This is a genomic window from Salmonella sp. 741265073_HBA, from assembly GCF_046569105.1.
Classification (GTDB): Bacteria; Pseudomonadota; Gammaproteobacteria; order Enterobacterales; family Enterobacteriaceae; genus Salmonella; species Salmonella enterica.
Genome location: NZ_JBKFRY010000004.1, coordinates 219,135 through 237,175, shown reverse-complemented (window position 1 = coordinate 237,175; position 18,041 = coordinate 219,135). Strand labels below are relative to the sequence as shown.

Genomic DNA, 18,041 nt, shown 5'->3' with positions numbered 1-18,041 from the left:
AGAAATCGTAAGGCTGCAAAGCTTTTTGCAGAAAAAATGTCTGCAAATGCAACAAAGTGATGAGATAACCCGCAATCGAATCTGTAAGGGGTTAAATGGGGTTTGACAAAAATTTTTCCGCCGCTAATATACGACCCCACACGATTCCTCTGTAGTTCAGTCGGTAGAACGGCGGACTGTTAATCCGTATGTCACTGGTTCGAGTCCAGTCAGAGGAGCCAAATTTTAGTTTCGGGACATCCTGGTGAGTCCGGAGACGTTTAAAAAACAAGAAATTATCTTTACCCGGTTGACCTGATAAGGTTTACCGGGTTTTTTGCCCCCCATAGTCTTTGGGGACTTAATCGGGGGTCTCACGGTTCGTTGAGAAAATGGAGCCCCTGCCATGACACTCACTACTAATACAGATACTCCAGCCCATGAAAACCAGCAATGTGGCAGGATATTTAAAGGCCAGACCTGCCCGCGCTAATGTTGACCGGCATTCCGGAACGGCGCTCCAGCACCTCATTAACCCGCGAAGTATCAACGTCATCCCCTTTGATAAACGTGCGCAGCACTGGCGTAACGGGCAATGGAACTTTTTTGTCTGACTCAAATTCAGCACGGTTGCGAGAAAGCGGTTCGTGTACCTCCAGCCAACGACTGCCATCCGGCTCTACCGAAAATTTAACGGGCCTGTCGATAATCTGAACGCGGGTTCCTACAGGAACATGGTCGAATAAATATTTAATATCGTCATTGCGTAAACGGATACAGCCCTGACTGACGCGAAGGCCAATGCCAAAGTTAGCATTAGTGCCATGGATGGCATATAACCTGCCGATATATATTGCGTATAGCCCCATAGGGTTATCCGGCCCCGCAGGCACCATCGCGGGCAGCGTTTTTCCCTCTTTAGCATATTCCCGACGCGTATTAGCCGTTGGCACCCAAACCGGGCCATCTTGTTTGCGTTCAACCGCAGTTACCCAATTGCGCGGCGTTTCACGGCCAGCCTGACCAATACCAATGGGTAGCACCTCAACCGTATTCGTGCCTGCGGGATAATAATAAAGGCGCATCTCGGCGACGTTTACCACAATACCTTCACGAACGGTGTCAGGCAGAATCAACTGCTGCGGCACCACCAGTGTGGAACCAGACTGAGGTAAAAACACATCCACGCCGGGATTCGCTTCAAGCATATTACTCAGCCCCTGACCGTAGCGGGCGGCAAATGACTCTAAGGGCTGAGTATTGTTCTGCGGTACGGCAATTGTGACAGGTTGTCCTACCAGACGACTGCCTTCGGGCGGCAACGGATAGCTTATAGCCAGCGAGAAATGGCTTACCAACAAGACGAAAAACGGAAAAAAAGGTGTGGTACGACGCATTATATCCCTTCCTCTGTCGCGGCAGGTGTGCGTTAAGTATAGCTTTTTTCTCACATGGCTGGTGTTGTGCCTCAGGGGTATGTTGCGTTTGCGTTCCCCTCCGGCAGGACAATATTACTGGCCGCCAACTCCCCCATGTTGTGGAACATGGCGCACGCGGCTTCCACGATCGGCATCGCCAGCGCCGCGCCGCTTCCTTCACCTAACCGCATCGCCATATGCAAATAGGGCTCCATAGACAAATGCGCGAGCGCGATGCGGGTGCCCTTTTCCGCCGAAAAGTGCGACGGGATCAGATAAGGTCTCACCGCAGGCGCAATCTGACAGGCCGCCAGCGCTGCCGAGTAGGAAAGAAAGCCATCCAGCAATACGGGTAAGCCACACCTTGCCGCGCCAAGCATCACGCCGGTCATCCCGACCAAATCAAAACCACCCACCTTCGACAACACATCAATGCCGTCGCGCGGATTGGGCTGATTAATCGCAATCGCCCGCCGCACGACGTCCACTTTATTATCGATGCGGGAAGGCGGAAGATTAGCGCCAATCCCCACCACCTCTTTTGCATCACTTCCTGTAAAAACGCTGACCATCGCGGCGGCTGGCGTAGTGTTCGCCATCCCCAGCTCCCCTACGCCAAATAAGGTCACGCCGCGTTGCGCCAGGTCGCAGGTGTAGCGGGAAACCTCCAACAAAAGCTCCTCAGCCTGCGAGCGACTCATCGCCGGGCCAACGGCAATATTTCCGCAGCCGCGCGCGACGCGCATATTAACTACGCCAGGAATAGGTTCAGCATCAATACCAACATCAATGACATGCACCTTCGCACCGGCCTGAGCGGCAAGCACGCATACGCCGGTTGTTCCCCGCGTCATATTCGCCGCCTGAATCGCCGTCACGATTTTGGGCGAAACCGCCACGCCTTCATCCCAGACGCCATGGTCGGCGCACATCACCAGCATCGCCTTTTCACCTACCTGCGGCATACCGTTAAGACCCGGCATTCCTGCGAGCTGAACGGCTAAGGCCTCCAGCCTGCCCAGGCTGCCCGGCGGTTTGAGTAGGCCGTCAATATGTTGCTGCGCACGCGCCATCGCCTCGGCGTCCGGCGCAGGAATGTCATGGAGTAAAGCGTGTAGTGTCTGCATAAGATGTCTCGTCCGTAATAATCGGCTCATAACAGAGCCAGCAGAAAGATCAGTTCGCCAAGTTCGATCGCCGCGCCCAGCGTATCGCCGGTTTGACCGCCAAGCGTACGTTTAAGCAACTGGCCAAGGATGAAAATCGCCGCGAGTGTGACCACCATTGCGGCCAGTCCTTGCATACCAGGCAGTAATACCGTGGCGACGATTACCGCCAATCCCAGAGTAATGCAGGTTTGCCGTCCGCTGACTTTACCGATAAATACATTGCCGAGCCCCTCGTCACGGGCGTAGCGATGACGGTACATCAATAAAACGGCGCTGCCACGCCCAGCCGCACAGGCCGCCGCCAGCGCCGCCAACATTGGCGTTCCACGTAACGCCAGTTCACTGACCACCAGAATTTTTGCCAGTAGCACGAAAATAAGCGCCAGCCCGCCATGGGTTCCCAGGCGACTATCACGCATAATCTCCAGCATTCGCTCACGGCGGCGCGCGGAAAAAATGCCATCGCAGGTATCGGCCAGCCCATCCAGGTGAAAACCACCGGTCAGCAGCGCCAGCGCCAGAATACAGAACAACGCCGCTAGCGGAATACCGCACCAGGGTTGCAGGAGGATGAAAATCAGGCCGCTTACGCCCCCCAGAATCAACCCGATAAAGGGAAACATCACGATCCCACGCGAATACTGCTCGAAATCCAGTCCCTGCGACCAGCGTGACGGCACGGGCAAGCGGCTAATAAAAGCGAGCATGGCCCAAAACAGCTTACTCATTTAATTTTGACTCCAATACCTGAGACTACCAGCCAGACCTCATCCGCCGCTGCCGCCAGTCGTTGGTTGACCCGACCGGCAATATCACGAAAATGGCGCGCCAGACGGTTTTCCGGGACGATCCCCATTCCCACCTCATTTGTCACCAGTACCACTTTCGCCGGGCAGCGCTGGCAGGCTGCAATTAAAATCTGAATTTCATCGTCAATGGCGCGCTCCATCGCCGCATAATCCCACTGCTCGGGATCGTTTTCGCCTCCCAGCGCAAACAGCAGATTCGTCACCATGGTGGTAATACATTCCAGCAAAATCGCGTCGTCAGGGGCAAGATCCGCGGTAATCAACGTATCAAGATGCCGCCAGCATTCTGCGGTCCGCCAGTGTGCCGGCCTGCCATCTTTATGATGCTGAATTCTCGCCGCCATCTCGTCATCAAGAATCTGCGAGGTGGCGATATACAGTACCTGCGGCGCATCGCCAATTAAGGCTTCAGCATGACGGCTTTTACCACTACGCGCCCCGCCCGTCACCAGAATCATCATACCGGCTCCTGATGTTGTTGCATGATGGTATAAATTTTATCAATATCAATATGTTGCCGCATCGCTTCCGCCAGCAGATCAAATTGCCGCGCTTTATGCTCCGCATAACAAAAAGTCGTTTCCCACGGCGCAAGTCCTTTTCGCGCCCGTAACCCATTGACCACCGCACGGGTAAACGCATCGCTGTCAAACAGGCCATGAAGGTAAGTGCCAAACGCCAGTCCATCGGCGGTGACCGCGCCATCCGCCACAGAGCATCCATTTTTCTGTAACGTCATGGCCGTACAGCATCCTTCCTGTAGCACCGTTTCCCCCATGTGAATTTCATAACCGCGTACCGGTAGCCCCGCCGCGGCAACCAGCCAGCCGGGCAGCTCGTCTGACATTGTCGCGTTAACCTGCGTCGTGGTTTTATCCTGTGCAAAGCGAGTGATCGTATTAAGCAGCCCCAGGCCCGGCTGCGTACCCAGCCCCGACTCCACCTCATCCACAATGGTGTCGCCCAGCATCTGGTAGCCGCCGCAAATTCCCATCACTGGCACGCCCTGCCGATGTGTCTGCAATACCGCATCCGCCATCCCGCTTTCGCGCAGCCAGGAGAGGTCGCTCAGCGTATTCTTACTGCCCGGCAGGATCACCAGATCAACGTCAGTCAACGCTTCCGGGCGGCGAATATAGCGTATGCGCACATCCGGCTGCGCCGCCAGAGCGTTAAAATCCGTAAAGTTAGAAATATGTGGCAGTTGCACAATGGCAATAGTGATATCACGGGGGGCGTTACCGCGATATTTATCGTTTTGCAGCGCGACGCCATCTTCATCTTCCAGATCCACATCCAGCCATGGCATCACTCCCAGGACCGGGACGCCAGTAAGCGATTCGATTTGTTCGATACCGGAATAGAGTAGCGCCACGTCGCCGCGGAATTTGTTGATAATGACGCCCTTTACTCTGTCACGCTCCTGTTTATGCAGCAGCGCCAGCGTGCCATAAATAGCGGCGAATACGCCGCCCCGGTCGATATCCGCCACCAGAATAACCGGACACTGGGCCATTTCCGCCATTCCCATATTGACGATATCACGATCGCGCAGATTGATTTCCGCCGGGCTTCCGGCGCCTTCCAGCACAATAACGTCATATTCCTGCGCCAGGCTGTTATAGACCGCAAGGATTTGCTCACGCAAACGCGGTTTATAGTCATGGTAACTAACCGCATCCATATTGGTCGCCACTTTCCCCATCAGCACGACCTGCGCCTGGCGATCGCTGGTCGGTTTGAGCAGCACCGGATTCATACGCACATCTGGCGTGATCCCCGCGGCTTCCGCCTGAAAAATCTGCGCCCGCCCCATCTCTTTGCCATCCGGCGTAATACCAGAATTAAGCGCCATATTTTGCGATTTAAACGGCGCGGTACGCAGACCATCCTGATAAAAAATGCGGCATAAACCCGCCGCCAGCACACTTTTGCCGACGTCGGATGCCGTCCCCTGCAACATAACTGCCTGTGTCATGACGCCTCCCTGAATGCGCACTTTTGCATTCGATGAAAAAACTCCGTTTCTGTTTTACACAGCGGCAGTCCCAGTTGAGTATGAAGTTTGACCAGCCAGGGCTGGGTTAGCCCCGCTTGTTCCATCGCTTCCGTACACGCGAAAACCTCGCCAGGCGCGCCATGCGTCAGGACCTGGCCCTGACGTAACACGTATACGGCATCGCTAATTTCATAAATAAGATCGATATCATGGCTGGAGATAATGACATGATTTCCCTGCGCCACAATCCGCCTGATGATAGCAAGCATCTGAGTGCGCCCTGCGGGATCGAGACCAGCAGTGGGTTCATCCAGCAATAGATAGCGCGCCTGTAGCACCAGCGCTCCGGCAATAGCCACACGTTTTTTTTGCCCATGACTCAAACACTGAATGGGCTGATGGCGAAAATGTTGGGCGTCAACCAGCGTTAGCGCCTCGTCGACGCGGCGCGTGATTTCCGCTTCCGGCACCCCCAAATTACGTAAACTAAACGCAATATCGCTATCGATATCAGTATAAAAAATCTGCTGTTCAGGGTCCTGAAAAACCGTCGCAACTTGCTGGCGCAGCGCCAGTAGTCCGCGCTTGCTGTAATCCAGCGGTTTTCCCTGCCACAACACGGCCCCTTTTTGCGGACGCAACAGGCCGCTCAGGTTCATAAAAAGCGTAGACTTCCCACAGCCGTTCGCGCCCACCAAACCGGTAACAGGCGAAAGCGAAAAATCCAGATTTAACCCTTTAAGTACCGGCTCATCCTGATAACGAAACCACAGGTCTGAAGTGGCAAGCATAATAGTCCTTACAGGTGAAAATCACCCTGATACAGTTTGATATCCAGCGTGGTAGTCATTTGCTGATAACGCATTAACACCCGCGTAAACAGGAGTCCAGTCAGCATTGCCAGAGATCGATAACCGTTCGGCAGGCTGCAATAACCAAAACGCAGCGTTTGCGCGCGACGAATTGCCACCGCCTCATCCAGAAGAATAAAGAGAAAGCGCCACGTTAACAGGATTTGCTCGGTAAGCAGGCGTGGAATATGCGCGCGCTTAAGCAAGCTAATTAACTGCGGAAACGGTAGGTTCATCACCAGCCACAACGTCGCGGACAGCGCCGTCAGGCTACGCCAGAACGTTTCATTCGCCGTAACCACGCCCGCACGGGTAATCCCGATCCAGTACGGCCCGACAGAGATGCCAGCCAGCAGCATTTGCGGCTCGCGGCTGATGCTGAAGATAATCGTTATCACGCCGACCAACAAAAATCCAAAAGGTATCGCCATCCATCGACACCAGCGCCAGAGGGATATGCGCAATAGCCAACAGCTCAATCCGGCAATGATCAGCAGCTCAATGCCCTGCCCTACAGGCGGCAGAACAAACGCCAGTATCATCATCGCCAGCCACAGCAAAAACTTGCGCTGCGGCGCAACGTGTGCCCAGCGGCTTTGATAGCTGAGTCGATCAAGCCCGGTCATCACGGCGTTGTTTACCTTTGCAATACCCCAGGATATAAAAAATCACCGCCGCGCCAAGAGAGCCCTGAAGGGTAAACAGCAGGCTTTCAATTTCACCGCTGGCAGGTTCATATAACGGCTGAAACCAGGGTTTATACTGCGGCGCAATAGCCTGAATCTGGCTTTCCGCTTCTCCGTCTGAACCGCCATATTCACCGCCGTGGTTAATAAAAAACGGCAGAATCACCAGCGCCACCACCATCGCTAACAACATCAACGTTTTTTTCATTTTAATGTCCTTGTACGGTAATCACTTGCCGTTTAGTCAACTGGTCATAAATCATGACGGTTAATAAACCTTCGGCAATGGCGACAGGAATCTGTGTGAGGCAGAAAATCCCCATAAACTTCACAACAGACCCTGTCGCTCCGGCATGGGGATCGGGAAACGCAACGCCAAGCTGGACTGAAGTCACAAAATAGGTCGCCAAATCCGCCAGCATCGCGCACAGAAAAACGGCGACATCGCGGCGCAGTCCGGCACGGCAGGCCATTTTCCACACCAGATAACCGACAACCGGGCCAACCACCGCCATCGACATTCCGTTTGCGCCAAGCGTCGTCAGGCCGCCGTGCGCCAGCAATAGCGCCTGAAACAACAGCACAACCGCACCGAGAATCGCCACCACCCCGGGCCCGAACAAGATAACCGCCAGACCAACGCCGGTCGGATGTGAACAACTCCCCGTTACCGACGGAATTTTGAGCGCGGACAGGACAAAAATAAACGCGCCGCACAGCGCCAGCAGTACCTTCTGATGATTATCCTCCTGCACAATACGCCGTAAGCGCACCAGCCCATACCACAAGCAGGGTAAAAACAGTAACCACCAGGCCAGCGCCCACACTGGCGGTAAAAAGCCCTCCATGATATGCATCGCAAACGCCTGTTGCGGGACAACCATCAGCAATATCGCTGCAGCCAGTCCACTGAAAGACAACTGTCTAAGCTGCTGTTCAAGTTTCATTCTGCATACTCCCACTGTTTATTGACCAGAATGGTCGAAAAATAGGGCAACGGTCGATCATCGTTGACCTCGTGGAGATGGCGCCAGCACTGCTCGCCGGGCAGTGTGGCCTCGGACATCATTAAGGCGCATTCCAGCAGGCCAGCCTGCGCCAGCAACGCTTTAATACGGGCGAACCGGCCATACACTTTCATCAACACCAGGCTATCATGCTGTTGTAGCACCTGGGCTATTTCCGCTTCCGGCGCGGTACAAGAAATAACCGCCAGCGATTGCCGTTCTATGGCGAGCGGCATTTTCGCGCGGGCGGCTATCGCGGCGAAGGACGTGACGCCGGGGACAATCTCCAGCCACTCCGGGCAGCCGATTCGCTGGAGTAAAAAAATCCAGGTACTGAATAGCATCGCATCGCCCAGGGTAATAAAACCGACCTGTTTACCCGCTTCCACCTCTGCGGTAAGCGCGGCGGCAACCTCGTTCCAGACCGCTTCTTTCTCGGCGCCGTCAGCGCTCATAGGGAAATGGCAACAACGTACTTCCGTCTGCTCGCCGAGATAGTCGCGCACAATCGACAGCGCCAGACTATCGCCCCCCTTACGACCGGCGGGCGCATACAGAATGTCCAGCGAGCCAAGAATCCGCGCTGCGCGGACGGTTATCAGGTCGGGCGCGCCTGGCCCGGTGCTTAATGCGTATAATTTACCGTTCATGCCGCCTCCTCTACCGCCATGTTCAGCGCCTGGTGCAAATGCGCGACAAACATCGCCCGGATAGCCGGGTTTTCTCCCAGCCCGCTCAGCCACGGCGTCGCCGGAATGCCCGCCGCGTTAAAGCGCATTTTCCATGAGTCGCCGTCGTCTGAAGCCATATCATTAATGGCGTGATCGCCCGCCACCAGCATTAATGGCATCAAATGTACGCCGGTGACGCCTTCGTCACGCAGGCTGTCGATCAGGATGTCGACCTCCGGGTAGCTTTCTACGGCGCCGACGCGCGCCGGGAAGCGCTGCGCGGTCATCATATGATCGAGACAGGCATAAGCTGCGAATGCGTGATGGCTGGCGCCGTGGCCCATAAAAACGACTTTCTCCGTTTGTCTGAGCGATGGCATCTGTTGTCGCAACGCCTGCATTAGCTGCACATAATCGTTATGGCTGCTCAGCAGCGGCACGCCCAGCGTCAGACGAGTAAATAACGGACGCAAGAGTTGTACTTCACGGACAATTTTTTCATATTCGTCGCCGTTAATAATGTGCAACGACTGAATCGCCACGTCCTGATATCCCTGTGCGGCAAGCTTTTGCAAAGCCTGTAATGGCGTATCGATGTCGATACCGTCACGCTGGCGAAGCTTGCGAATGATCATTCCGGAAGTGAAGGCGCGAAACAGGTCGCGATCGGGACAGGACGCCGCCAGATCACGTTCGCACGCCACAATGTTTTTTTCACAGGTGTCGTGATAGCTGGTGCCAAAACTGACCACCAGAAGCGCTTTTTTCATTTTTACTCCTTAGCTGCGGCCAGCCAGCGCGATAAACGCTGCGCAAAGGCGGCCTGGCTTTCCAGTAACTCATCACCCGTCACAAGCGGCGTCGGGCGCGCAATAACGATGCAGGGAATGCCCGCATCCAGACAGGGCTGAACTTTTTCCTGATATCCCCCCTCCGCGCCGGACGCTTTGGTAATGACCACGTCGGCCCGGCACTGGTGGTAAAACGCGGCGTTAAAATCAGCGCTGAACGGCCCACACAGAGCGAAAATTTCTCCAACGCCGAACCCCAGTTCGCTGCAGCGTTGAATCACCTCCGCCACGGGCAGTACACGCGCCAGCAACGTTTTTTCCGCCAGCCCGGCACGCCAGACGGCCAGATCTTTACTGCCGGTCGTCAGTAACACGCGCGGACCAAAACGCCTCGCTATCTCGCAGGCATCGGCAATACTGCGCGCCGTATAGAGAAGCGGATGCGTCAGATTGCTAAGCTGCTCCGGACGCTGATAACGACTTAACAACACGCCTGCCGTTTCACAGGCGCGAAGGAGGTTATGGCTGACCATTTCTGCATAAGGATGCGATGCATCTATTACCCAGCGAGTACGGTTTTCTTTTAGCCAGGCGACCATCTGCCCGTACTCCAGACGACCACAGCGCACCTGCCCTTTAATGTCGCCCGCCAGCGCTTTTCCGGCTGGCGTCGCCACAGATAAGGTGTACGCGACGTTCGCCGCATCCAGTTGTCGGCATAACGCGCGCGCATCGCTGGTGCCGCCCACCACCAGCACCTCCCCCTCATTCACAGCGTGTAACCTCGCGGCGTTACCATCAGCCCATCCTGAACATAGGTCGTTTTATTACCAACGATGACCAGACTGGTCATATCTACCGGTTCAAAATCCATATCGCCGAGCGTAGTCAGCCATTTTTCCTCTTTCTTACGTCCGGCGGATTTCACCACGCCAACCGGCGTTTGCGCGCTTTTACTGGCGGCAAGCAGGTCAAACGCGCGCGCCAGATGCCCTTCGCGCCCGCGGCTGCGCGGGTTGTAAAAACAGATAACAAAGTCTGCCTCTCCGGCGGCAACGATGCGTTTTTCAATCACCGGCCACGGGGTCAGCAGGTCGCTGAGGCTGATATGGCAGAAGTCATGCATCAGCGGCGCGCCCAGTAAAGAGGCGGCGGCGATGCTGGCGGTCATGCCAGGAATGAGCCGCACCTCGACGTCCAGTTTCTGCTTGCCGACCAGTTCCAGCACCAGTCCCGCCATGCCGTAAATACCGGCGTCGCCACTGCTGATGAGCGCTACGTTATGCCCGGCCTGCGCCAGTTCAATAGCCGCCTGGCAGCGTTCAATTTCCTTACACATGCCGGTCTTGATCACCTGTTTGTCGCCGGTGAATGCTTTAACCAGATGGGTATAGGTTTTGTAGCCCACGACGATTTCCGCCGCCTGAAGCGCCTCAATCGCCTCCATCGTCATCATTGCCTGCGAACCGGGGCCAATACCAATTACGCTCAACATCAGTGTGCAACTCCTAAAGTAATAGTGACGCCCTGTTCTCGCAGGGTCTCGCCTAACAATTGTCCCTGGCTTAATAACCACGCAGCCGGGCCGGATACGCTGCCAACGCCCACCGTTTTTCTGACGAAGCCAGAACCGGGAAAATGGTGTTCGAATTCGCGCAACGCTTCGGCGGTAAAGGTTTTAAAAGGCACGCGGCAGCAGGAGGCGAGCTGAATAAGCCCCGGTTCCCCTTTTTTGAGCGTGACGCTGCCAATCGCTTTTAACGCCAGCGGATCGAGTTTCTGCGCTTCAAGCTGACGCGCCAGTAATGTCGCTAACAGGGGAAATGGCGTATCGCGGCGACAGCCAATTCCCGCCACCACACGCTGGGGCACCAGTTTCCAGTGCAGTACGGGAAGCTCAGGGAGGTCATTACGCAAAGAGACGCAGATAAGCGCATCCAGTTCAGGCAACCGCTGCAAATCATCAACAGGGATAAAACCGCGAATATCGCACTGGTCGATCTCTTCCGTTAGTTCGACATCCCACCATAACCCTACACGTTGATGACTGACCAACATCTGGTTAACGGTTTTTACCGCCGTGCGAAGATCGGTCATGCGGGCGTTAAGCTGGAAAGCTAAAGTGTCCAACGCGGACATCTCATTGACATCCGTTGCCGTGGTAATCACCGGATCGGCGCCTAACATTCCTGCCAGGTAGCGCGTCAAGGCATTGGCCCCGCCCGCATGACCGGAAAGCAGGCTAATGACATGCTGACCACGTTCATCAATGACGACCACCGCCGGATCGCTGAACTTATCGTTCACTAACGGCGCCAGGACACGAACGGCAATGCCGGTCGCGCCGATAAAAATAAGCGCGGTATAAGTGGTAAAAGCCTGCCGGGCGGTATTAGCGAATCCGCCATCGAAGGGAATAAATCCCTCTTCCCGCAGTTTTTCACTGGTAAAGCAGGTTAACGGCAGCATCGCGGCGAGTCTCTTTGCCAGCGCCACGCCGCCGGGCGTCAGGCAAAACAACGCAATGGATTCAGGCTTTACGGTATTCATGGCTAAAGTCCGCTGCATAAAGTCTTGAGTAGTGATACTCCTTACCCAGAAAATTCCCGACCAGGATTAGCGCCGTCTTACGGATGCCAGCATCACGTACTTTGTCGCTAATATCCGCTAACGTGCCGCGAACGGTCTGGCTTTCCGGCCAGGTAGCCTTATAGATGACCGCGACAGGCGTAGTTGCCGGATAACCGCCGACAATGAGACGTTCCGCCACCCGATGAATACGCTGAACGGAGAGATAAATCGCCATTGACGTCTGGTGACTGGCGAACGCCTCCAGTTGTTCGCGCGCCGGTACTGGCGTGCGCCCTTCCAGACGGGTAATAATGAGACTCTGCGATACCTCCGGTACGGTATACTCCACCCCCAGCTCCGCCGCAGCGCCGAGAAACGCGCTGACGCCAGGCACTACCTGCCAGTCGATACCACGGCGGGTTAACTCTTCGCCTTGCTCACGCACGGAGCCGTACAGCGAGACATCGCCCGTTTGCAACCGCACCACCGTTTTTCCCGCTTTCACGCCCGCGGCCATCAGCTCGATAATCTGCTCAAGATGCAGTTCGGCGCTATCGTAGCGTTCTGCCTGCGCGGGGCAGTAATCCAGCAGTTCGGTATTGATCAGCGAACCGGCATAGATAACTACCTGCGCCTGTTGCAGCAGGCGGTAGCCTTTAAGCGTGATCAGCTCGCGATCGCCCGGCCCGGCGCCGACGAACCATACACAGCGTGGATCAAATGTCTCTGACATGGTTTTCTTCCTTCTGACAGGCGATAACAAAAACAGGATTGTTCGGTTTGAAATAGTGTCCCGCCCCCAGCGGCGTTAACGATGAAAGCTGAAGCTGTACACAGTCCATTCGACATGCGCCGATGAGCGCAAGATGCGCCAGCGCACTATGGAGGTTTTCCTGCAAGATAAAGGTCATCACCAGACGGCCACCGGGATGCAGATGCCCCATCGCCCAGTCAATCAGCGCCGTCAGATGCCCGCCGCTGCCGCCCATAAACACCGCATCGGCTTTCCCGGTTATGGTCATTGGCGCTTCGCCGGGGAGAATATCGATATTGCCGCAGGCAAAGCGCTGACGATTCTCATCAAGCAGCCGTAGCGCGGCAGGATTACGCTCGATAGCCGTCACCTGCAACGAAGGAAATTGCAGCGCCGCTTCAATTGAGACGCTTCCCGTTCCCGCCCCGACGTCAATCAGGTGACTGGCGCGGTGGAGCTCAAGTTTCGACAGTGCCAGCGCCCGTACCGCCTCTTTGGTCATCGGTACGTTCTCGCCGCGCAGAAAAAGCTCATCTTTCATCAAGGATCACCACTGCATTCATTTCATAGTCGGCGTTGACCGCACTGACGGGTAGCCAGTGGATCCGCTCATTTTCCATCGCCAGATTTTCACCAATCACCATTAAGCGATGCCCTTTACCGCGCGCGACCAGTTCCCGCGCGATTTCTCGCGGCCCGCAGCGGGCATCAGTTACCATCGCCACTTTGCGATGGTTCGCTACCTGCTCGAAGCTGACGCAACGACCGTGGCTACTGGTCAACCACATGTCATTCATATCAATTCCAGCCTGTGCGCACAGATACTGTACGGCGCTGATGCCAGGGATAATGCGAACCTGTTCGATACCAAAATGCGCCACCAGGCGTGTACCGATGCCATAAAACAGCGGATCGCCGGAGGCCAGCACCACGATCCCTTTATCCCGACGGGCGGCAATCCATGACAACAACGCGCCAATATCCGCGCCCAGCGTAAATCGTTCGCCGCCAAACGCCGGAAACTGCGCCAAATGCCGTTTACCGCCTGCCAGCGCATCGGCGTGGTCTATCGCTTCCAGCGCCGCAGGCGTCATCAAATGCTGTCCGGCGGGCCCCATTCCCACGACCGTTAGCATTGCAGCTCCTTAGCAATCTCGTCGACGGGACGATTACTGCCGAGAATATGGTTATCAAAAGAAAACAGGATGGCGTCGCAGACAGGCGGCGTTTTGGTAAAACGCAGCATCTGCATGACTCGCAAACAAATACGCCTGGCAAGATGGTTATAGATATGCCCGAAGCCATATGCTTCAATGTGCTCCATTGCCGCTTCGGTAGTATCGCAATCGCTGACCAGGGTGAGTAACTCCAGCGGCGCGCCCAGTAAAGCTAAATGCGCGACCAGCGTTTCCATGCGCGCATCAGCAATATGGCTATGGGTATGAAAGATCCCGGCGGCGATTTTGATCAATTTTCCAGGATGCCCCACCAGCACTATCTGGCAAAATCCCAGCCGTACCGCCTCTTCAATCATGTAGCCGACAAAATTGCTCATGGTGACGACTGCCTGTGTGTCGACGCCCATTTGTTCGCGAACAAACCGTTCGCCGTGGTTGCCCGGCACGAGTATCACCCGCGTTAATCCTGACGCCCGTTTGATCTCCAGTTCCAGCGATAGCGAGCGTTTCCAGCTTTCTTCCGACATCGGCGTCACAATGCCGGTAGTGCCAATAATGGAAATGCCGCCAAGAATGCCAAGCCGCGAGTTATACGTTTTTTGCGCCCGCGCTTCGCCTTCCGGGGCAAAAATCTCCACATCGGCCCCACGCGCCGGGCCTATCGCTTCGCGCACCGCTGACTCAATGGTATGGCGCGGCGTACGATTGATGGCGGCGCTCCCGAGCGGCAGCCCAACCCCTTTACGCGTTACCGTACCAATACCTTCGCCGCCAGTGAGCGTAATCTCACCGCTGTCGTTGAGCGTAACGCGGGCAAAAATCAGCATTCCGTGCGTGGCATCCACATCATCGCCGCCATCTTTACGAATTGCGGCTATCGCCTGCTGGCCTTCAATGTGCGGCGACTCCACGTTCAGGCATAGCGTGACGCCCGACGGCGTGACGATGGAGACCTGATGAATCAGATGTTGACGCAATACCATCAGCGCGGCGACTTTTGCCGCCGCCGTCGCGCAGGAACCGGTGGTATATCCTTTACGTAACGCTTTACCGTGGTGCCAGACCGGCGCGTCAAAAGAAAGCTCGCTCATCAGGCCTCCCGGAGGTGATAGAGCAGCGCATTGACGATAGCGGCAGCCACGTTACTGCCGCCTTTACGCCCTAACGCGGCAACCGCGGGGAAATGGCTATGGGTGAGTGCCTCTTTGGACTCCGCCGCGCCGACAAAGCCTACCGGTACGCCCACCACGCCGCTCACCGTCACGTTATGTTCAAGCAAACGGAACAGGGCCGTCGGCGCATTACCGAAAACAAAGAGCTTGTTTTTCTCCTCCTCGGCGATAGCGATATCGACGGCGGCCATTGAACGGGTAATCCCCTGCGTTTGTGCGGCGCGCACCACGCGCGGATCGCTGATATAACAGCGACACTCGCCGCCAAACGTCGCCAGTAATCTTTTATTAATGCCGGACAGCGCCATCGTGGTATCGGTATAAATAATGCACGGATGGCGTAACGCATCACAAAGCTGCTCCAGCGCATCGGCAGAGAACCACAAAATGTCCAGCCAGTCGAAATCGGCGGTGGTATGAATAACCCGCTTGATAATGGCCTCATGGAGCGGGCTGGCGAAACGGTAATCAGGACGCGTTTCGCGAATAATGTCGCTAATAATGGTGAAACTGTTGGCCTCAATGGTTTGGGGCTGCTGGATATAATGCATACTGTCGTCCTCAGGCCACGCCAGATAACCCGCACCGCGCCGCAATAAACAGCGCCAGCGCCAGGGTTGAAGCGACCCACATCAATCGAATCGTTCGGGAAATATCGTCCACAGAAATATCGCGCTGCGCGTCGCCGATCCAGGGCTTGTCCACACGCTCGCCAAAGTAGTTATTTGGGCCGCCGAGCTGGATTCCTAAGGCGCCGGCCACACACGCTTCCGACCAGGCGCAATTTGGGCTACTGTGGTTATAACGGTCACGCCAGCCAATACGCAGCGCCCGCCAACCACTCAGGCGACACAGTCCTGCCGCAATGCCCAGCAACAGCCAGCTCAGTCGGGCAGGAAGATAGTTCGCTACGTCGTCCATACGGGCGCTGACCATACCAATCGCCCGGTATTTTTCATGTTTGTAGCCCACCATTGAATCCAGGGTATTGACGGCTTTGTAGGCCATCGCCAGCGGCGCGCCGCCGAGAAAGAGGAAAAAGAGCGGCGCGATAATGCCGTCAACGGTGTTTTCTGCAACCGTTTCCACCACGGCGCGATTGATCTGCGCTGGCTGAAGTTGCGACGTATCGCGCCCGACGATCCAGGAGAGTTTTATTCGGCTTTCCGCAAGGTCGTTCTCCCACAACGGTCGTTCAACCTCCTGCGCGGCGCGGGCCAGAGAGCGTCCGGCCAGCGTGGTAAAGATCATCCAGACTTCAACGATCCAGCCAAACCAGGGGTGAATCCGCTGCGCCAGCGCCAGTACGCCCCATGCCACGCCCCAGGTCGCCCCGACAACCACAACCCACATTACGCCGCCGCCAATCCGCAGCGCTTTATCGCCGGGACAATAGCGACGCACAATACGCTGCACAAACGTGATTAAACGACCTATCCAGCGTACCGGATGGGGCCAGTGTTGAGGGTCGCCGATGATAAAATCCAGCACCCAGGCGATACACCAGGCAAGAATCGTCATAATACGCGCCTCGCCGCCGCCAGCCAGTGCTGCAACATTTCCGGACGCTGGGCGAAATGGACGTGCAGATAGCTGGCAAACGTGTTGCCTGTCTGCCAGCCGCCAGTCCATTCCTGTAACACGCGGCCATCGCGAACCTTACGACAGGCCATAACGGCGGGTGTTTCGGGAATAAAATCTGAGTAGTGAAATTCATGGCCGCGCACTATCTCGCCAAGCACCGCCAATAGCGTTGGCTGCATAGCCTGCGCCTCACAGTAACCAAAGCGGGTAAGTCGCTTACCCATTTTGCTGTGACCGGGGATAATATTCGCCATCTGATGAATTTCCCCGCCGCTATCCTCCAGAGTGCTCCCCAAATACATCAGACCGCCACACTCCGCGTAAATCGCCACGCCGCGCTGATGCGCCGCCCGCAAATGTTTTAACATCGCCGTATTTGCCGCCAGCTCTGCGACGTATAATTCAGGATATCCACCGCCCAGCCAGATCATCTGGCAATCAGGCAATGCGCTGTCATGCAGTGGGCTAAAACGCACAATGTTAACGCCGGCACGCTCCAGCAAATCGATGTTATCGGGGTAATAAAAGTTAAAGGCCTCATCATCCGCCAGAGCAAGCGTCAGCCCTGCCCCCGCTGTGTTATCGGGGCGCTCAGGCCACATTCCCGCCGGAAGCGCTGATAACACGCTCAGCGAGAGTAGCGCATCCACATCCACTGTTTGTTCCAGCATGGCGGCAAAATCATGCCATGATTGCTGATTGACGAGGGATTCTCTGGCGGTAATCAACCCCAGGTGGCGTTCAGGTAATGCGACGCCGTCGCAAGGAGGGACATACCCCAGTACCGGCAGTGAGCAATAATGTTCAATGGCATTTTTGAGGAGCTGATAGTGGGCGTCGCTAGTGACGCGATTCACAATCACGCCCGCGAGGTTGAGGGTCGGGTCGAAGTGCTGAAATCCCATAACGGTAGCCGCAAGCGACGTTGAAACAGCCTTGCCGTCCACCAGTAGGATGACCGGGCAACCAAGCTGTTTGGCCATCGCGGCTGTGCTGCAGTAATTGGGGTCGACGCCATAGCCGTCATACAGCCCCATGACGCCTTCAATGACAGCGATATCCGCCTGCCGCATTTGTTCGCAAAATAAGGCGTTGAGAACAGGAGGAGGAAGCATGAAACTGTCAAGATTACGGGACGCCACGCCACAGATAGCGGTATGCCAGCCGGTATCAAGGTAATCTGGCCCAACTTTAAACGGCTGTACGCGCAGCGCGCGTTTTTGCAGCAGCCTCAACAAACCAAGCGTCACCGTGGTTTTGCCGCAACCGCTTCCTGTGCCTGCAAGAATAAATGCGTGATGCCTTGCCGCCATTACCCTGATCCTGTTCAGGGTGGTAGGGGTATACAGGTACGCGCATGTTCAGTCTTTCGACTGTACGCGTCTTCGCAACCCACTTCCCA

General features: G+C 55.8%; 21 protein-coding genes and 1 tRNA gene. 1 reads left to right on the top strand and 21 read right to left on the bottom strand.

Going from position 1 to position 18,041, the window contains the following annotated elements; translation table 11 throughout:
* Nucleotides 1–145: 145 nt before the first annotated feature.
* Nucleotides 146–221: transfer RNA gene (locus ACLD3P_RS08475), tRNA-Asn, on the top strand.
* A gap of 225 nt (nucleotides 222–446) precedes the next feature.
* Here ACLD3P_RS08475 and ldtA read toward each other — a convergent pair.
* The 21 genes from ldtA to ACLD3P_RS08370 form a co-directional block, all read right to left on the bottom strand.
* On the bottom strand, nucleotides 447–1,376 hold the full coding sequence (gene ldtA / locus ACLD3P_RS08470; protein ID WP_001255048.1) for a L,D-transpeptidase: 930 nt from the start codon (nucleotides 1,374–1,376) through the stop codon (nucleotides 447–449).
* 71 nt (nucleotides 1,377–1,447) lie between these two features.
* A complete protein-coding gene (gene cobT, locus ACLD3P_RS08465; protein WP_115285895.1) occupies nucleotides 1,448–2,524 on the bottom strand; it encodes a nicotinate-nucleotide--dimethylbenzimidazole phosphoribosyltransferase in 1,077 nt (358 codons plus the stop codon).
* A gap of 26 nt (nucleotides 2,525–2,550) precedes the next feature.
* Nucleotides 2,551–3,294, bottom strand: a complete 744-nt coding sequence (gene cobS, locus ACLD3P_RS08460; RefSeq protein ID WP_023201846.1) for an adenosylcobinamide-GDP ribazoletransferase — start codon at nucleotides 3,292–3,294, stop codon at nucleotides 2,551–2,553.
* A complete protein-coding gene (gene cobU / locus ACLD3P_RS08455; protein WP_000973145.1) occupies nucleotides 3,291–3,836 on the bottom strand; it encodes a bifunctional adenosylcobinamide kinase/adenosylcobinamide-phosphate guanylyltransferase in 546 nt (181 codons plus the stop codon). Before cobU ends, cobS begins: the two co-directional genes overlap by 4 nt.
* On the bottom strand, nucleotides 3,833–5,353 hold the full coding sequence (locus ACLD3P_RS08450; protein WP_024798300.1) for a cobyric acid synthase: 1,521 nt from the start codon (nucleotides 5,351–5,353) through the stop codon (nucleotides 3,833–3,835). Before ACLD3P_RS08450 ends, cobU begins: the two co-directional genes overlap by 4 nt.
* The gene (locus ACLD3P_RS08445; RefSeq protein ID WP_000881544.1) at nucleotides 5,350–6,165 is read right to left on the bottom strand and encodes an energy-coupling factor ABC transporter ATP-binding protein; all 816 of its coding nucleotides are present in this window, start codon (nucleotides 6,163–6,165) and stop codon (nucleotides 5,350–5,352) included. The genes ACLD3P_RS08450 and ACLD3P_RS08445 overlap by 4 nt, the downstream gene beginning before the upstream one ends.
* Nucleotides 6,166–6,173: 8 nt before the next feature.
* The gene (locus ACLD3P_RS08440) at nucleotides 6,174–6,851 is read right to left on the bottom strand and encodes an energy-coupling factor ABC transporter transmembrane protein (protein WP_000147138.1); all 678 of its coding nucleotides are present in this window, start codon (nucleotides 6,849–6,851) and stop codon (nucleotides 6,174–6,176) included.
* The gene (locus tag ACLD3P_RS08435) at nucleotides 6,838–7,119 is read right to left on the bottom strand and encodes an energy-coupling factor ABC transporter substrate-binding protein (RefSeq protein WP_000753212.1); all 282 of its coding nucleotides are present in this window, start codon (nucleotides 7,117–7,119) and stop codon (nucleotides 6,838–6,840) included. The genes ACLD3P_RS08440 and ACLD3P_RS08435 overlap by 14 nt, the downstream gene beginning before the upstream one ends.
* Nucleotide 7,120: 1 nt before the next feature.
* On the bottom strand, nucleotides 7,121–7,858 hold the full coding sequence (cbiM, locus tag ACLD3P_RS08430; protein ID WP_411006591.1) for an energy-coupling factor ABC transporter permease: 738 nt from the start codon (nucleotides 7,856–7,858) through the stop codon (nucleotides 7,121–7,123).
* On the bottom strand, nucleotides 7,855–8,568 hold the full coding sequence (locus tag ACLD3P_RS08425) for a cobalt-factor II C(20)-methyltransferase (protein WP_411006590.1): 714 nt from the start codon (nucleotides 8,566–8,568) through the stop codon (nucleotides 7,855–7,857). Before ACLD3P_RS08425 ends, cbiM begins: the two co-directional genes overlap by 4 nt.
* The gene (gene cbiK, locus ACLD3P_RS08420; RefSeq protein WP_000709784.1) at nucleotides 8,565–9,359 is read right to left on the bottom strand and encodes a sirohydrochlorin cobaltochelatase; all 795 of its coding nucleotides are present in this window, start codon (nucleotides 9,357–9,359) and stop codon (nucleotides 8,565–8,567) included. Before cbiK ends, ACLD3P_RS08425 begins: the two co-directional genes overlap by 4 nt.
* Nucleotides 9,360–9,361: 2 nt before the next feature.
* Nucleotides 9,362–10,153, bottom strand: coding sequence for a cobalt-precorrin-6A reductase (locus tag ACLD3P_RS08415; RefSeq protein WP_001001983.1), 792 nt, complete (start codon nucleotides 10,151–10,153; stop codon nucleotides 9,362–9,364).
* Entirely contained in the window at nucleotides 10,150–10,875 is a 726-nt protein-coding gene (locus ACLD3P_RS08410) for a precorrin-3B C(17)-methyltransferase (protein WP_023224774.1), read from the bottom strand. Before ACLD3P_RS08410 ends, ACLD3P_RS08415 begins: the two co-directional genes overlap by 4 nt.
* The gene (gene cbiG, locus ACLD3P_RS08405) at nucleotides 10,875–11,930 is read right to left on the bottom strand and encodes a cobalt-precorrin 5A hydrolase (protein WP_262944071.1); all 1,056 of its coding nucleotides are present in this window, start codon (nucleotides 11,928–11,930) and stop codon (nucleotides 10,875–10,877) included. The genes ACLD3P_RS08410 and cbiG overlap by 1 nt, the downstream gene beginning before the upstream one ends.
* Nucleotides 11,911–12,684 carry a cobalt-precorrin-4/precorrin-4 C(11)-methyltransferase gene (locus tag ACLD3P_RS08400; RefSeq protein ID WP_411006589.1) on the bottom strand — a complete coding sequence of 258 codons (774 nt, stop codon included), beginning with the start codon at nucleotides 12,682–12,684 and terminating at the stop codon, nucleotides 11,911–11,913. The genes cbiG and ACLD3P_RS08400 overlap by 20 nt, the downstream gene beginning before the upstream one ends.
* Nucleotides 12,668–13,246: a decarboxylating cobalt-precorrin-6B (C(15))-methyltransferase gene (locus ACLD3P_RS08395; RefSeq protein WP_000650989.1), complete on the bottom strand. Its 579-nt coding sequence runs from the start codon at nucleotides 13,244–13,246 to the stop codon at nucleotides 12,668–12,670. Before ACLD3P_RS08395 ends, ACLD3P_RS08400 begins: the two co-directional genes overlap by 17 nt.
* The gene (locus ACLD3P_RS08390; RefSeq protein WP_411006588.1) at nucleotides 13,236–13,841 is read right to left on the bottom strand and encodes a cobalt-precorrin-7 (C(5))-methyltransferase; all 606 of its coding nucleotides are present in this window, start codon (nucleotides 13,839–13,841) and stop codon (nucleotides 13,236–13,238) included. Before ACLD3P_RS08390 ends, ACLD3P_RS08395 begins: the two co-directional genes overlap by 11 nt.
* Complete coding sequence (cbiD, locus tag ACLD3P_RS08385) at nucleotides 13,835–14,974, bottom strand: cobalt-precorrin-5B (C(1))-methyltransferase CbiD (protein ID WP_001292915.1); 1,140 nt, start codon at nucleotides 14,972–14,974, stop codon at nucleotides 13,835–13,837. Before cbiD ends, ACLD3P_RS08390 begins: the two co-directional genes overlap by 7 nt.
* Nucleotides 14,974–15,606, bottom strand: a complete 633-nt coding sequence (locus tag ACLD3P_RS08380; protein WP_000558988.1) for a cobalt-precorrin-8 methylmutase — start codon at nucleotides 15,604–15,606, stop codon at nucleotides 14,974–14,976. The genes cbiD and ACLD3P_RS08380 overlap by 1 nt, the downstream gene beginning before the upstream one ends.
* A 10-nt stretch (nucleotides 15,607–15,616) precedes the next feature.
* Nucleotides 15,617–16,576, bottom strand: a complete 960-nt coding sequence (gene cbiB / locus ACLD3P_RS08375; RefSeq protein WP_131046413.1) for an adenosylcobinamide-phosphate synthase CbiB — start codon at nucleotides 16,574–16,576, stop codon at nucleotides 15,617–15,619.
* On the bottom strand, nucleotides 16,573–17,952 hold the full coding sequence (locus ACLD3P_RS08370) for a hydrogenobyrinic/cobyrinic acid a,c-diamide synthase (RefSeq protein ID WP_411006587.1): 1,380 nt from the start codon (nucleotides 17,950–17,952) through the stop codon (nucleotides 16,573–16,575). Before ACLD3P_RS08370 ends, cbiB begins: the two co-directional genes overlap by 4 nt.
* Nucleotides 17,953–18,041 lie beyond the last annotated feature (89 nt).

Coding starts and splice junctions, on each gene's coding strand:
- ACLD3P_RS08440 (WP_000147138.1), bottom strand. CDS start 6,851: ATGACCGGGCTTGATCGACTCAGCTATCAAAGCCGCTGGGCACACGTT.
- cbiB (WP_131046413.1), bottom strand. CDS start 16,576: ATGACGATTCTTGCCTGGTGTATCGCCTGGGTGCTGGATTTTATCATC.
- ACLD3P_RS08395 (WP_000650989.1), bottom strand. CDS start 13,246: ATGAAAGATGAGCTTTTTCTGCGCGGCGAGAACGTACCGATGACCAAA.
- ldtA (WP_001255048.1), bottom strand. CDS start 1,376: ATGCGTCGTACCACACCTTTTTTTCCGTTTTTCGTCTTGTTGGTAAGC.
- ACLD3P_RS08400 (WP_411006589.1), bottom strand. CDS start 12,684: ATGTCAGAGACATTTGATCCACGCTGTGTATGGTTCGTCGGCGCCGGG.
- ACLD3P_RS08425 (WP_411006590.1), bottom strand. CDS start 8,568: ATGAACGGTAAATTATACGCATTAAGCACCGGGCCAGGCGCGCCCGAC.
- cbiD (WP_001292915.1), bottom strand. CDS start 14,974: ATGAGCGAGCTTTCTTTTGACGCGCCGGTCTGGCACCACGGTAAAGCG.
- ACLD3P_RS08380 (WP_000558988.1), bottom strand. CDS start 15,606: ATGCATTATATCCAGCAGCCCCAAACCATTGAGGCCAACAGTTTCACC.
- ACLD3P_RS08410 (WP_023224774.1), bottom strand. CDS start 10,875: ATGTTGAGCGTAATTGGTATTGGCCCCGGTTCGCAGGCAATGATGACG.
- ACLD3P_RS08435 (WP_000753212.1), bottom strand. CDS start 7,119: ATGAAAAAAACGTTGATGTTGTTAGCGATGGTGGTGGCGCTGGTGATT.
- ACLD3P_RS08390 (WP_411006588.1), bottom strand. CDS start 13,841: ATGCTAACGGTCGTGGGAATGGGGCCCGCCGGACAGCATTTGATGACG.
- cobU (WP_000973145.1), bottom strand. CDS start 3,836: ATGATGATTCTGGTGACGGGCGGGGCGCGTAGTGGTAAAAGCCGTCAT.
- cbiK (WP_000709784.1), bottom strand. CDS start 9,359: ATGAAAAAAGCGCTTCTGGTGGTCAGTTTTGGCACCAGCTATCACGAC.
- ACLD3P_RS08445 (WP_000881544.1), bottom strand. CDS start 6,165: ATGCTTGCCACTTCAGACCTGTGGTTTCGTTATCAGGATGAGCCGGTA.
- ACLD3P_RS08370 (WP_411006587.1), bottom strand. CDS start 17,952: ATGGCGGCAAGGCATCACGCATTTATTCTTGCAGGCACAGGAAGCGGT.
- cobT (WP_115285895.1), bottom strand. CDS start 2,524: ATGCAGACACTACACGCTTTACTCCATGACATTCCTGCGCCGGACGCC.
- ACLD3P_RS08450 (WP_024798300.1), bottom strand. CDS start 5,353: ATGACACAGGCAGTTATGTTGCAGGGGACGGCATCCGACGTCGGCAAA.
- cobS (WP_023201846.1), bottom strand. CDS start 3,294: ATGAGTAAGCTGTTTTGGGCCATGCTCGCTTTTATTAGCCGCTTGCCC.
- cbiG (WP_262944071.1), bottom strand. CDS start 11,930: ATGAATACCGTAAAGCCTGAATCCATTGCGTTGTTTTGCCTGACGCCC.
- cbiM (WP_411006591.1), bottom strand. CDS start 7,858: ATGAAACTTGAACAGCAGCTTAGACAGTTGTCTTTCAGTGGACTGGCT.